This window comes from Pedobacter terrae (genome assembly GCF_900100705.1).
Taxonomy (GTDB): Bacteria; Bacteroidota; Bacteroidia; order Sphingobacteriales; family Sphingobacteriaceae; genus Pedobacter; species Pedobacter terrae.
The window spans coordinates 67,297-81,326 of sequence record NZ_FNCH01000003.1; the positions used below are offsets into that span (position 1 = coordinate 67,297).

13 protein-coding genes are annotated in these 14,030 nt (G+C 38.6%); 2 read left to right on the forward strand and 11 right to left on the reverse strand.

Translation table 11 applies throughout. The features are described 5' to 3' along the window. Positions 1-55: 55 nt before the first annotated feature. The 5 genes from BLR60_RS05190 to ffh form a co-directional block, all read right to left on the reverse strand. Positions 56-430 carry a hypothetical protein gene (locus BLR60_RS05190; protein ID WP_090497507.1) on the reverse strand — a complete coding sequence of 125 codons (375 nt, stop codon included), beginning with the start codon at positions 428-430 and terminating at the stop codon, positions 56-58. A 381-nt stretch (positions 431-811) separates the two neighbouring features. Next, on the reverse strand, positions 812-1,438 hold the full coding sequence (locus BLR60_RS05195) for an XAC2610-related protein (protein ID WP_143009033.1): 627 nt from the start codon (positions 1,436-1,438) through the stop codon (positions 812-814). Between the two features lie 17 nt (positions 1,439-1,455). Further along, positions 1,456-2,175: a hypothetical protein gene (locus BLR60_RS05200; protein WP_090497509.1), complete on the reverse strand. Its 720-nt coding sequence runs from the start codon at positions 2,173-2,175 to the stop codon at positions 1,456-1,458. A 125-nt stretch (positions 2,176-2,300) separates the two neighbouring features. Then, positions 2,301-3,839 (reverse strand): YifB family Mg chelatase-like AAA ATPase, encoded by a 1,539-nt coding sequence (locus BLR60_RS05205; protein ID WP_090497510.1) that lies wholly within the window; start codon positions 3,837-3,839, stop codon positions 2,301-2,303. A 360-nt stretch (positions 3,840-4,199) separates the two neighbouring features. Next, positions 4,200-5,537, reverse strand: coding sequence for a signal recognition particle protein (ffh, locus tag BLR60_RS05210; RefSeq protein ID WP_090497511.1), 1,338 nt, complete (start codon positions 5,535-5,537; stop codon positions 4,200-4,202). A gap of 190 nt (positions 5,538-5,727) precedes the next feature. Here ffh and BLR60_RS05215 point away from each other — a divergent pair, with 190 nt between their 5' ends. Next, positions 5,728-8,151, forward strand: coding sequence for a DUF5916 domain-containing protein (locus BLR60_RS05215; protein WP_090497512.1), 2,424 nt, complete (start codon positions 5,728-5,730; stop codon positions 8,149-8,151). Positions 8,152-8,326: 175 nt separating this feature from the next. Here BLR60_RS05215 and BLR60_RS05220 read toward each other — a convergent pair whose 3' ends face one another. After that, a complete protein-coding gene (locus BLR60_RS05220; RefSeq protein ID WP_090497513.1) occupies positions 8,327-9,313 on the reverse strand; it encodes a helix-turn-helix domain-containing protein in 987 nt (328 codons plus the stop codon). A gap of 96 nt (positions 9,314-9,409) precedes the next feature. Here BLR60_RS05220 and BLR60_RS05225 point away from each other — a divergent pair, with 96 nt between their 5' ends. Next, positions 9,410-10,138, forward strand: a complete 729-nt coding sequence (locus BLR60_RS05225) for a ferredoxin reductase domain-containing protein (RefSeq protein WP_090497514.1) — start codon at positions 9,410-9,412, stop codon at positions 10,136-10,138. Between the two features lie 2 nt (positions 10,139-10,140). Here the strand turns inward: BLR60_RS05225 and BLR60_RS05230 are convergent, their stop codons facing one another. The 5 genes from BLR60_RS05230 to BLR60_RS05250 all read right to left on the reverse strand — a co-directional run bounded on the left by BLR60_RS05230 (position 10,141) and on the right by BLR60_RS05250 (position 13,990). Further along, entirely contained in the window at positions 10,141-11,166 is a 1,026-nt protein-coding gene (locus BLR60_RS05230; RefSeq protein ID WP_090497516.1) for a DUF3078 domain-containing protein, read from the reverse strand. A 93-nt stretch (positions 11,167-11,259) separates the two neighbouring features. Continuing rightward, positions 11,260-11,577, reverse strand: coding sequence for a hypothetical protein (locus tag BLR60_RS05235; protein WP_090497518.1), 318 nt, complete (start codon positions 11,575-11,577; stop codon positions 11,260-11,262). A gap of 2 nt (positions 11,578-11,579) precedes the next feature. Beyond that, the gene (locus tag BLR60_RS05240) at positions 11,580-12,332 is read right to left on the reverse strand and encodes a hypothetical protein (RefSeq protein ID WP_090497519.1); all 753 of its coding nucleotides are present in this window, start codon (positions 12,330-12,332) and stop codon (positions 11,580-11,582) included. Positions 12,333-12,380: 48 nt separating this feature from the next. Further along, positions 12,381-13,223: a glucosaminidase domain-containing protein gene (locus BLR60_RS05245; protein WP_090497520.1), complete on the reverse strand. Its 843-nt coding sequence runs from the start codon at positions 13,221-13,223 to the stop codon at positions 12,381-12,383. An 89-nt stretch (positions 13,224-13,312) separates the two neighbouring features. After that, entirely contained in the window at positions 13,313-13,990 is a 678-nt protein-coding gene (locus tag BLR60_RS05250) for a glucosaminidase domain and LysM peptidoglycan-binding domain-containing protein (protein WP_090497522.1), read from the reverse strand. Positions 13,991-14,030: the final 40 nt, after the last annotated feature.

The window sequence follows — 14,030 nt, forward strand, 5'->3', positions numbered from 1 at the left end:
GGAGCAAAAAATAAGGCCCGGTTACGAACCGAGCCTCAATTTAAATCATTCTTTTTTATCTGGTACAATCTGCAGTCCAGAATTGACTATCTTTGACTACTCTTATCGTTAGATTACTAGCATCAATGCTAATACCCGTTAAGCCTGAACCAATACTTACATAGCTGTTATCTCCTTTTTTTTCAAATTTTACGCCGGTAATATCAGGAATGTTATTTCCAAAGTAAAAATTATAGGTTTCACCAACTTTGCTCACGGTTACTTTTCCATCGCTGCTGGTAATTGTATTTTCGCCACTACGGTAAGAAACTGATCCTTTGTAAGTGCCAACAAAGAAATCGCGATCTGCTGGATCGGTATCTTTTTTACACGATACCATTACGGTTAATGCTATTAAAAGCATGCTGAAAATTTGGACTGTTTTTTTCATCTCTTTCACTTTTTTAATTTTAAATAGGTAATAATTGTAACAGTACTATGACAATGACTATGCCAAACAAAAATGTGATTGGTAAATAAGATAGATGATTAGTAAGAAAATCTATTAAATCTATTTTTTAAGTGACTGTAGTTTAGGTTGTTATTAAGATTTTCTCTTCTTTTGGTGTTAGCTATTTTAATGATCCATTTTCAAAGGCTGGATGATTTATTTAGCGAATCAAAACTGTTTAGTTTAAAGGAACTTGTTCAATTTGGATCTCGTTCATTGGAATGAATCGCCTGATTAGTCTGGTGCCTAAGTTTATAATAACACTCAAAATAAAAGCAAGCTTGATGATTTTTAGATGTTCATTATTGACAGGTTAATTGTTTATCTCTTTGATCTGTTGGTTTTGGGTTGTTGTTTTTTTAAAATTGCGTCAATATTTTTATCCAGATCTAAATTTTCCGTATCGTCGAAAGGCTCGCCGATTTTATAAGGTATTTGTTTTTTATTAAGTCTATACAACTGATAATAATTAGTACCTGTTAAACCATAACTCACAATCACTTTGTATTTTTTGTTGTAGTTGGGGTTAACAATTTTATCGAAATCTTTAACCTTGGTTAAGGTATGGTTTTGGGAATTAACAAGATAAAGATTGTAATACGAGTTTCCTCCTCTGCCACCTGTATCTTCGAAAATTAACAGATCTTTTATACCGTCGTTGTTATAGTCTTCGTAAGTGATATTGTCAGTAATGTGGCGCATATCACGATTTTCTTTCCAGAAAATTTTGTCAGCTGTTTTTCCGCTTTTACCGAAATAAATATTGGCCTTGGACAGTTCTTTATCAACCATTAAGTATTGTATTGCCAGTACATAGCTTTTATCTTTAAATGGACAAACGTATTGCCATGTGCCTTTTGCATTAGGCTGATGGAATATTTTTTGCGCAAACGAATGGCTGGAGATAAATATAAAGCATAGCAAAAATATCCTGTACTTGTTTGGCATCTTGTAATAGATTGGCGTTAAATTTCTGAAAATTTTTGGGTAAGTTCTTCCGTCATTTCATCAAGTGTAAACAATCTGCCCCAATTAAACTTTTTCCATACCGTTTTTGGTTTGTTGGTTTTGTCGCTAAACATATTGCCACCAGAGGTTTCACTTTTTTTTCGGGTAGAGAAATTAATACTGGTAATGTTTTCTTCTCCTGAAGATCGACTATATTCTCCCGTTTGAAAGCCGATCAGTTCCATTTTTTGATTCTGGAACCTGAATGTATAATCGACATTACTCACCCCGTAAGAACCACAGCTTAACCAATATTGATAACTTAAAATGAGCACTCCGTTTTTTATGCTGATGGCACCGGTTTCTTGTAAAGGATCGGCGAGGCAAGTGTTCTCTGCATCATTTTCAGTTGGAATAAAATTAGTGTTTTGGGCCTGTAAGCTATAATTGCCGGATGTTTTAAAAAGCACCAAAAGCATGCGGGGATTCACATTCAGTTGATCACTGCCCATACCGTCGTTTTTGATGATATTTTTCGGATTGGTATTCTGGATAATGATTGCTTCATCAGGTAAATGATCTTTATTTAAATCACCTTTGGCCCGATAAATTATTTTCCATCCTTTTGGAACAAAGGCATTTATATTAGTGCCGGTTTTAGGGATTTGAGGATGATCGCTTTGGGCAAATAACTGAACAGAAATTAACAATAACAATATGCCTGTAATATTTCTCATATAACATAAATTAGGAATGAGCTAAAAATAAGAAGATAAATTTTTCATATATGATACTTGCTGATCAATAAACTTAATCTTTATCAAGATAAAGAACAAATTAAAGCGCTCCTTTGTGTAAAGAATTATCCTGCCCAGCCATCTCTATCCAAACTCCTGTAATTGATCGACTCAGCTAAATGTTCAAGCTCTATATTTTCACTGCTGGATAGATCGGCAATGGTTCGGGCTACTTTTAAAATACGGTCGTAGGCACGGGCCGATAACCCTAGCCTTTCCATTGCAGTTTTTAATAAATGGGTTCCGGCTTCGCTGATCTGGCATACTTTGCGTACCATTTTCGGACTCATTTGAGCATTGCAATGCAGGTCTTCTCTATCTGCAAAACGAAGGTCCTGAATTTCTCTTGCTTTAATTACCCGATCCCTGATGTGGTTACTTCTTTCCGTTTCAGTAGTAGAGGCTAATTCGGTAAAATCAACAGGTGTTACTTCTACATGCAGATCAATCCGGTCTAGAAGCGGCCCCGATATTTTGCTTAGGTATTTTTGCACCACACCAGGTGCACAAACACAATCTTTTTCCGGGTGATTATAAAAGCCACAAGGACAGGGGTTCATGGAGGCGACCAACATAAAACTGGCTGGATATTCTACCGAAAACCTTGCCCTTGAAATGGCGACCTTACGATCTTCCAGGGGCTGGCGCATTACCTCTAAAACGGTTCGTTTAAATTCTGGCAGTTCATCCAAGAATAGAACGCCATTATGCGCCAGTGATATTTCTCCAGGTTGTGGATTCATTCCCCCGCCTACCAGCGCAACGTCACTGATCGTATGGTGTGGAGAGCGGTACGGGCGGCTTGTCATTAAAGCATCGCTAGCAGCGAGTTTTCCTGCAACGGAATGGATTTTTGTGGTTTCTAAAGCCTCGTTTAAATTTAAAGGGGGTAATATAGTTGGCAGGCGCTTAGCCAGCATGGTTTTGCCCGCTCCTGGCGGACCGATTAAAATAACATTGTGACCACCCGCAGCTGCAATTTCCAATGCCCTTTTAATATTTTCCTGACCTTTAACGTCTGCAAAATCGTGTTCGTAATTATTGATGTTTTTTAAGAATTCTTCTTTGGTATTTACTTTAACTTGTTCCAGCGCTTCGCTTTTGTTAAAGAAAGCGACTACCTGCGCCAGGTTTTCTACGCCATACGCCACTAAATCATTTACGATTGCTGCTTCACGAACGTTTTGTTTCGGTAAAATGAAACCTTTAAAGCCGTCTTGTTGTGCTTGGATGGCAATTGGAAGGGCGCCTTTTATGGGCTGGATACTTCCATCTAAAGAAAGTTCCCCCATAATGAAATAATCTTCCAGTTCGTCGGCAGGGATTTGCCCAGAGGCTGCTAAAATACCAATGGCAATTGGCAAATCATATGAAGAGCCTTCTTTTTTCATATCGGCAGGTGCCAGGTTTACTACTATTTTCTGCTTAGGCATGCGAAAACCTGAAACATTAATGGCACTGGCCACCCTTTGCAAACTTTCTTTTACCGCATTATCGGGTAGGCCTACCATATAGTATTTGGTACCCGCGCTAATATTCACTTCGATGGTTATGGTTAGTGCATTTACGCCATAAACAGCACTCCCGTATGTTTTTACAAGCATTTAGGTTTAATTAAATAAATTCGGATGTAAATTATTCGGGATGAATATTGATTCTAATATACAGATTATTTAAAAAAAGATCAAGCTTTGGTATCTATTGACGGATCGGTTTTACCAGCCTTTGTTAAATAAACCTGATTGTACGAATGCCGATTCCTTCTATCGGCAGCAGGGAAAGCAGGACTGAACCCTGCTATGGAAAACTGAACACTCATTTCCAAAACCTAAAACAAAAAAATCCCGACCATTACTGATCAGGATTTGAATATTTTTGGGAGATGCTGATCCCGAAGTTTCAGGACAGCATGAGGTTACTTTTTTAACCTTATGCCTTAAACCCTCTACCCTAAACCTTCTTAACTATCTGCCAAATGGCATTTTAGGCATACCTTTCATCATCGCTGCTGCAGCTGCAGGGTTCGAAAACTGCTTCATCATTTTACGCATATCTTCAAACTGTTTAATAAGTTTGGTTACTTCTTCAACCTTACTTCCAGATCCTTTTGCAATACGTAAACGGCGACTTTGCTGAATGCTATCCGGGTTTTCTTTCTCAAATGGTGTCATCGAATTGATGATGGCTTCGATTGATTTGAATGCATCATCCTGGATATCGACATTTTTCATCATCTTGCCTACACCTGGTATCATACCCATCAGATCTTTCATGTTACCCATTTTCTTAATCTGCTGAATCTGGTTGTAGAAATCGTTGAAATCAAATTTATTCTTGCGGATTTTCTTCTGCAATTCTGCAGCTTCTTTCTCATCGAACTGCATTTGTGCACGTTCAACAAGCGAAACCACATCACCCATACCCAAAATACGCGATGCCATACGATCTGGATAGAAAACATCCAGTGCTTCCATTTTCTCGCCGGTACCGATAAATTTAATCGGCTTGTTTACCACCGATTTAATGGAAAGGGCTGCACCACCGCGGGTATCGCCATCCAATTTGGTTAACACAACGCCAGTAAAATCTAAACGATCGTTAAATACTTTGGCCGTGTTTACTGCATCCTGACCAGTCATCGAATCCACAACGAATAAAATTTCGTGTGGTTGAGTTTTGGCCTTAACTTCAGATATTTCGTTCATTAACGATTCGTCGATCGCTAAACGACCGGCGGTATCGATAATAATAACGTTATTTCCATTTTGTTTACCGTGTGCAATACCTTCTAAAGCGATACCAACAGGATCATTTGATGCACGGTTTGCATAAACAGACACACCAACAGAAGTTCCTAAAACCTCCAATTGATCTACAGCTGCCGGGCGGTACATATCGCCTGCTACCAATAAAGGTTTTTTGCCCTTGCCTTTTAAGTGTAGCGCCAGTTTACCGGCAAAAGTGGTTTTACCCGCACCATTTAAACCTGCAATTAAAATAATAGTAGGGTTTGCTTTAGTCTCTAACTCTGTAACTTCGCCACCCATTAAGGCTGCAAGTTCATCGTTCATGATCTTAGTCAGCAATTGACCTGGAGAAACCGCGGTAAGTACGTTTTGCCCCAAAGCTTTTTGTCTCACCTCATCAGTAAAGGCTTTTGCTGTTTTATAGTTAACATCGGCATCCAGCAATGCTTTGCGGATTTCTTTCATGGTTTCTGCCACGTTGATTTCCGTAATACTGCCTTGACCTTTTAATACTTTAAATGCTCTGTCTAGCTTGTCCTGTAAATTATCAAACATCTTTTTTTAAGCTAAAAGCTTTATGCGAAAGGGCAAAAAGCTACTTGTTTTTAATAAAAGGCAAATGTATCAAATTTTGCTTGTAAATCGCTGCACCTCAAAGTCAAAACTTTGGGAAGATATATTAAATTTTTCTTTTGGTGCAACATTCTGGTTAAGGTGCGGTCTTATACCTAACTAAGCTAAACGAATGAAACGCTATCTCCTTATTCTTTTTGTATTTTCTTGGGCTTTTTCTCAAGCTCAGGATATTTCGAAACAGCGTCAACTGGAGGCGAAAAGAACGCTTCAAATCCCTAAAATAGATGGTGTTTTAGATGATGTATGTTGGAATAATGTTCCCATTGCCACTGATTTTATTCAGATCAGGCCAAATCCAGGAAAGGTAGAAACGCATGATCGGCGTACTGAAATGAAGGTGCTTTATGATGATGTGGCCATTTATGTTTATGCCCGGATGTACGATCATCCTGACAGCGTTTCGCACGAATTGGTTTCGAGGGATAATATTGGTAACGCTGATTTCATTTCGATCATCGTTGATCCGTTTTATGATAAAATGAATGGAAATGGGTTTTTTGTTACGGCAGCAGGCGTTCAATTCGATGCCAAATACTCGCAGGTTGGAGATGAAGATGCAAACTGGAATGCGGTATGGGAAAGCGCAGTTAAAATTGATGACAAAGGCTGGACCTGCGAAATGAAGATTCCTTATTCGGCCCTTCGGTTTTCTGGTAAGGATATCCAAAACTGGGGTTTGAATTTTAGCCGCAGGATACAGCGGAGTAATACGCAAACCTTTTGGAATTTTGTAGACCCTAAAGTTAATGGCTTTATTAACCAGGAAGGACTTTGGACAGGAATAAAAGATGTTAAACCACCTTTAAGATTATCTTTTTCGCCATACATTTCGGCCTATGTAAACCATTATCCTGTTAATTTGCCCGGGGTAAAAAATACCACCTCACGGTTTAACGGGGGTATGGATGTTAAATATGGAATTAACAACAGTTTTACACTGGATATGACCTTAGTACCCGATTTCGGGCAGGTTCAATCTGATAACCGGATATTAAATCTTACTCCTTTTGAAGTGAAATTTAATGAGAACCGCCAGTTTTTTACGGAGGGGACCGAACTGTTTAACAAAGGCGATCTTTTCTATTCCAAACGGATTGGTTCTATACCATCTTATTATAATTATAGTGAGGTAGGCAGCACGGATAAAATTGTAAAAGATCAAACAGAGGCTAAGGTGTTAAATGCCACAAAGATTTCTGGCCGAACCGCAAAAGGGCTTGGCATTGGCCTTTTTAATGCAGTTACCGGTAGCATGGAAACCGAGGTTGAAGATGCTCAGGGGAACATTCGGATGGTAGAAACGCAACCACTTACCAATTATAATATTTTGGTTTTTGATCAGTCGTTGAAGAACAATAGTTCGGCTACATTTATCAACACCAACGTGCTCAGGCAAGGCACGGCGTACGATGCCAATGTGAGTGCTTTGCTTTTCAATCTAAATAATAAAGGCAATAAGTATTTCGTAAATGGCGGTGGTAAGATGAGTTATTTAAGGGGAGAAGAATCGACTACGGGATATAGTTATACATTACGGTTTGGTAAGCAGAGCGGCAACTTTACCTGGAGTTACAATCAGGTATATGCTGATGATAAGTTTGACCCATCAGATATGGGTTTCTTTACCAATAACAACTTTTTAGATCAGCGGATAGGCATTGGTTATAACGTGTATAAACCTAGCAAATGGTATAATCAATTTGAAAGCTGGATTAATTTAAACTATTCGCGCAGGGCAATACCAAGTGTTTATCAAAGAACAAGTACAAATGCAGGGTACTGGGTACAGTTTAAAAATCAATGGTCGGCAGAATTGGATTTAAGCTGGGAGAGAAAGGGTAATGACTTTTATGAGGCACGCAACGGGCAATTATACCGTGCGCCAGAAAATTACGGCATCAGTCTTTATATAAATCCAAACCGCGCCAAAGCCTATAATTTTGGCGGAAATGTACGCTACTTTAAACAGCAGCTTTTCGGCGGAAAACAGTATAACTTTTACTTTTTTCAGAACCTGAGGCTGAATGATCAGGTGGCGTTTGGATTAGACTTGAATTTTAATCCGAACTACGACTACGTAAATTGGGTAACGGCACAAGGCAACCAGGCTATTTTTTCGAGATACGACCGCCGGACGGTAGAAAACTCTTTCGATGCCAAATACACCTTTACCAATTTAATGGGAATAACTGTTGTATTAAGACATTATTGGAGTGATAGAAGAAATAAGGAATTTTACCTGCTTAATCCTGATGGGCATTTAACAAAATACCATGGTGTGCCATTAACCGGAATGGACAGGAATTATAACGTATTTAATATTGATTTAATTTATACCTGGCAGTTTGCGCCGGGCAGCACCCTTTCTGTTTCGTATAAGGATGCGGCCGAAACTTATGATACTTTTTACACACAGCGTTACAACAAAAACCTAAGCGGGATTTTAAATGCTCCTCAGAACAATAGCCTTTCGGTAAAGGTGTTGTATTATGTAGATTATCTAGACTTTAAGAAAAAAAGGAAGAGAGATTAAACTCCTTTTCGTCATGCTGAATATATTTTACAAGTAGAAGTAGTGTTTTCAATTGTCTTGTAGCTACTGTGTGGTCAGCACCTTTCTTGCAGTTAAGACCCTGAAATAAATTTACTACGTAGCTTTCCGCTGCACTACAGGTCAGGGTGACGATCACTTGAAACCAGAAACTAACCTAACGGGCTTTCCCCGGGCTTATGCCAAATTTCTTGCTAAAGGCAGTGCTGAAATGTTGTACTGAAGAATAACCCAGTTCATCCGAAATGATTTTGATGTCCTTGTTGCCATCTGCTAGTAGTTCTTTAGCCTTCTGGAGTTTATAATCGCTTAAATAACCAAAAACAGTGTTTTTAAATACTTCTTTAAAGCCCTGTTTTAATTTGAACTCGTTTATGCTTGCTATTTTTGACAGTTCGGTTAAAGATGGCGGGTGATTGGCATTGGCCAGCAGGTATTCCCTGGCATAATAAATTCTTTCTTTATCGTAATTAGATTTAATAGAGGTATTTGTTTTTTTAGCCGCCTCTTCAAAAGCTTGTGCCTGTAGCGCAAGCAGTTCCAAACATTTAGATTGAAGAAACAAGAGTTTTAATCCACCTGTAAAGTTGCAGTTCATAATATCATTAATGCAGCTATGCATGGCTAGGGTAATGGGCAGGGTTTCCGATGAAATTTCTACCGAACGGCTGTTCATGATGTTTTCGGCAAAATTCTTTAACAGGATGCTGCTTTCGCAGGTTAAATCAATAAAACGTGCCCTTTCGAAATTTATCTCAAAAAATTTATGTGGACCTCCCGTATCAAACTCTGCCGTCCCATCAAAATCTGGACTATAGATAATGTTGTGCTGGTTTGCTTTAATATCCTGGCGTTTATTGGTGAGGTAATTTTCCATAATGCCCCCGCCGATGAGCGCAAAGTGGAGCTCAACCAGATCAGGTTCATCAAAAGCTTTGATGCGCAGGCGGCTCTGTTTCACTACCATATCACCGTAAACAATATAAATACCCGAAAAAGCGATCTCCACAATCTCTGCATCGCCAAAGGGAAAGCTGTATTTGTTCCTTCTTTCGGTTACCAGTGCCTGATTAAATTCGTTATTGTCGAACTTGTTGCCAACAGTATAGTATTTATCGTCACCATCGTAAATGTTTAAAGCCATAAAATCCTTTTGATATAAACTTTAATCCTTTTGGTATAAAAAGATGCGTTTGTTAGACCACTACTTTTGTTCAAAGTTACTAAACAAAAGAATACGATGCCTAAATTACCTTCATGGCTGGCCAACACAATGGAAAAAGTGATCAGCAATAAAATATATCAAGTAGAAGTTACAGAAACCAAAATGTTAAGCAGCAACTTAAAGAGCGTTACCTTTAAAGGCGATTTTTTCGATGCTAAATTTATTCCGGGAATGGAAGTGCTGTTTAGGGTTAATGCCAACGAGTACAGACATTATACATTATCAGGCTTTGACGAAGGACACGAAACCTGTGAGGTGATTTTTTATCTGAACAGGCAAGGACCCGGTCATCATCTGGCCGTAAATATCCAAAAAGGGGACCGTTTAAAACTGATTGTAGACCGGGCAAAGGTAAAATACAATGAAGCATCCAATCAGCATTTCTTTTTTGGCGATGAAACCAGCCTTGGTTTATACGAATCGCTAGGTAAAAAAGTAATGGATGAAGATGTAGAATATTTCGGGGTGTTGGAACTTCAGGAAGAGAACCTGCATTCAGTTGAACATCTTAAATTATTGATCGATACCGTACCATCTGACCTGAACGCCCCTGCGAAAAATGCCATTACCTGGATGGACAATATGCATCCGCTATGTTGGGAAATGTGGCAAAATGCTACGTTTTATTTAACAGGCAGGGCAAAATCAGTACAGCAGTTTAAGCGTTACCTAAAACAAAGGGGCGTAAGCTTTAGACAGATTATTACCATGCCTTATTGGGAAATGGGTAAGGTTGGTGGCTAGACTTACCTCGGGAAAGTAAAGCCAAAACCAAGTGCTAAAGTTTGATTCGCCTGTATTTTGTTTGTACCTGTATCTTTATCAAACAGGAGTACACCGGTTAAACTGGTGTTCATAAAGCGGTTAATTTTTGCCGTTAATGCAACATCTAAACGGTGATCAATATTGCTCATTTTAAAATCCTGATACGGAATGAACATCTGATAACGTGCTTTAAGATTGGTATTGGTAAATATATCCTTATCAAACGCACTTACAATCTGGAAAGCCAGTTCATTACGTACTTTTTTGCCATATTCTACACCATAAACAGTAGCTTTTGGTGGATTGGCATTATTAGTAGGATCAAGAAATAGCTTTTCGTCCAACACAAAAGTTTGGCGTGCCGTACCTGTACCTATACGGGTAGAAAAATATTTAACCGGTTTATACTCGAAACCGATAGATTCTGTTAAATAACCCGGTCCCATAAATTTTGAAATAAGCGTGGCGGTTTCCTGTCCGTTTGTAACGCTGTAAGAGTAACCATTGTCAAATTGGGATTCAAAACTTAACGATCCGAAGAAAAACCAGCTTTTGGAGAGTTGAAAAGAAGCTTTATTATCCCAGAAAATACGGTCGTTCGTTTTCTTTTGCAGCTGATCTTTATTTTTGATTTTACCATACTGCAAAACCAGCTCGCTTACATAACTATAACTGTCTTTATTGTATTCTGCCTTCCAGTTTAAAAGCCCCCCAACTGCCACAGAGTTGGTACCACCGCCTTTCCAGTTATTACTGAACTGAGCCTGGTTAACATTGATGCCAATATTAGTCCTGGTTTTCCAGTAATTAATCTTGGCATTTACTACCAATGGCTTAATTTTTACAGGTTCAAAGTTTAACGGCCCTTGTCTACTTGGCAACGGGCTACGTTTTAACTTGATATTCAGGTCTTTTGTATTGATCGGAATAGTATCAATTTCCTGTGCATATAATTTTGTAGAGCAGAAACTTAGAATCAGGATGATGGCAGCTAAACAGTTCTTCATTACCTACAAAGAAAAAGAAAAATTTTAGAGATAAAAAGCATTTAACAAAATGATTACCAGAACACCTATTAAGACAAAATAGAGATGGTAGTTTCACTCTGTCTTGATCCAGCCGTACCAATTACCATTTTTCAGGTAATTTAAATCAGTTTCATAACGGTACGCTTCCTTCTCAAAAACAATATTCCGATAGGCCAGATCGTGTTTTTTGTATATGATCAGGTTAATTAAATAATTAAGCATATATAAGATATAAAAGGGAAGCACAAGTAATTCCAGCTGTTGACGCAAATGGATTTTCTCGTGATTGATAATCTCCTGATCGTTTTTAAGCCTTGCCGATTTTAACAGGATAAATGGAAAGATGGCCATGCCTGCTGCTGGAAGTCTCTTAACGATCAGAATTGGCATGCTCACAACTTATCGATCGTTATTTTGGGTAATGTCGGTAATTTTAACGCTGTAGGATTTAACCTGTAGCTTTTATAGGCATTCCTGATAAAAAGATTAAAAGCATAATCTGAGGCATCAAGCACAAATTGATAGGTCGGGCGATATTGTTGCATAAAATCGGTCAGTTCAGCATCTTTTATACCCAATACCTGGCTCACCAGATTGGCATTGAAACGGTAATCGATCAGGTCTTCACGATAATCTTTTTCCAGGACTTTTTGCAGGTGACGGGCATTTCTCCCTTGTCTGCTTAACAGGTTGTAAATGGCGTCAATACCTAAGCCAACACCACCGTTGCCTAAATTCAATAAATCTTTACTACTTCCTTTCATGGTTTGGTAGCGGTATTCCTGAACATTCTTTTCGTATTGCTGCTGCGGGCTCAATCTTTTTTGTTGAATAACTACGTCACGGAGTCTGATACCGAGCGATCTGAGTTGAAAATATGCAGCAGTTTGTCCCTTAAAAACAATAGTATCTACACCATAGCCCGATAGAGCCGCAACCAAGGTATCGCCTGGCAGTGCAAAAGTGCTGAATTCGCCTTTTGTATTGTTGTATAAGCCATCACCTGTGCGGATGTTATAAATATAAACTTTAGCCAAACGCTGCTTGGTTTCTTTATCAATAACAATACCCTGCACAGGTTTATTTTGTGCATGAAGCCACGTAGAGAAGCCAAGAACAAGTATAAAGGGAATAAAAAATTTCATTCAGTTACAAAACTACAAATATCTTGCTGGCTATGTTTGCACTTAACATTATTTAACCTTAAGTGTCTGACCAAGCTTAATGGCATCGGTAGTCATTTCATTCAGCATTTTTAACTGATCAACCGTTAAATTAAAGCGTTTTGCAATATTATATAAGGTATCTCCTTTCACAACCGTATAAGTGCCATCTGCCAGAATTGGTTTGGCACCTGCCGGTGGCGTTTCAACCGGGGTAAACTTAGCTTTCTCCTTTGGGATATTTTGATTGATTTCTGAAAAGACACGATCTTCTCGGGCAATTTTTTGCTTTTCGCTTTCCGGTTGATCGTATTGGTAAAGCTGATATTTTTCGATGGTGTTGATGAGCAGATCTGGATATCTTGGATTGGTTGCATAGCCCGCTGTTTTCAATCCCTGCGCCCAGCTCTTGTAATCGTTTTTGTCTAACTGGAAAAGAAAACTGTAACGTTTACGTTTTAAAAATTCAGAATGGTCTCTAAACGATTCCCGGGCATCTTTATACACCCTAAAACAGTCATTTTTCTGGTCATCATCACGGAAATAGTTCTTTCCTTTCCACTCTGAGGTGCATTTAATGCCGAAATGGTTGTTGGCGTACTTGGCTAAATCGCTGTTTCCACTACCAGATTCTAAGATTCCCTGTGCCAAAGTAATACTTGCAGGGATACCGGCCGAGTTCATCTCTTCTATGGCTACACCTTTAAACTCATCGATGTAACTTAAAGTATTGTAACTTTTGTAATTGTTGTTATTCGCCTTGTTGGCTTCTTTTTCGATCTTTTTATTGTTTTTAGAAAATTTTCTGGTGCCGCAGGAGCTTAAAAAAAGAAGGATTGCCGCGATGGTAAGGTAATGGTGATATGAACGCATATAAGTTTAATTGTTTAAATCGGTGAACTGGTTAATTGTGAACTGCAAATTGCAATTTAGACTTAGGAATCATGACTACGGACTTAAGACTAATATTTAATCTTCTGTCCTGGTTTTAAGTTTGCCTTTTTAATGCCGTTTTTTTGCATAAGGGCTTTAACGTTTGTGCCTTTCTTTTTGGCAATTATGTTTAGGTTATCGCCAGATTTAACGGTATATATCTTTGTTTTTCTTCTGTTTTTTGCCCTGCGATGAACAGGAGCTGCATACACAGGTTCCTCGTACCCCTCTGGACGCTCATCGTATTGATAGAGTTCGTATTTTTTAATTAAGCCAATTACCTGGCTGGCCCAGCTTCTGCTATGGGCGTAACCACAGCGGCGGATACCGTAAGTCCATCCCTTGTAATCATATTGATCATATTTCCCAAAAAGATTGTTAAAAGGCTCCCGGGTTTCCATAATTTCTACAAAGTGGCTGTAAGATTCGTCGGCATTTACATAATCGCGGTATGAAGAATGGATTTCTGCATTGTTATTTGGCCCTTTTACACCGAAATGGTTATTAAGGTGCTGTGCAATTCTACTATTGCCAGCAGCAGATTCATGTATGGCAACAGCTAAAATAACACTGGCCGGAATTTTATGATCGTGCATTAAACCTTGTGCATATGCTGCATGTTCGGCAATATAATCATCGGTATCTTGTGCTTGCGCAATCATTCCTGATAAGAGCAGTACACAAAAAGTAAGGATTTTATTAGTCATGGTTAACTGTACAAATTGTTTAATTGGTTAACTGTACGAC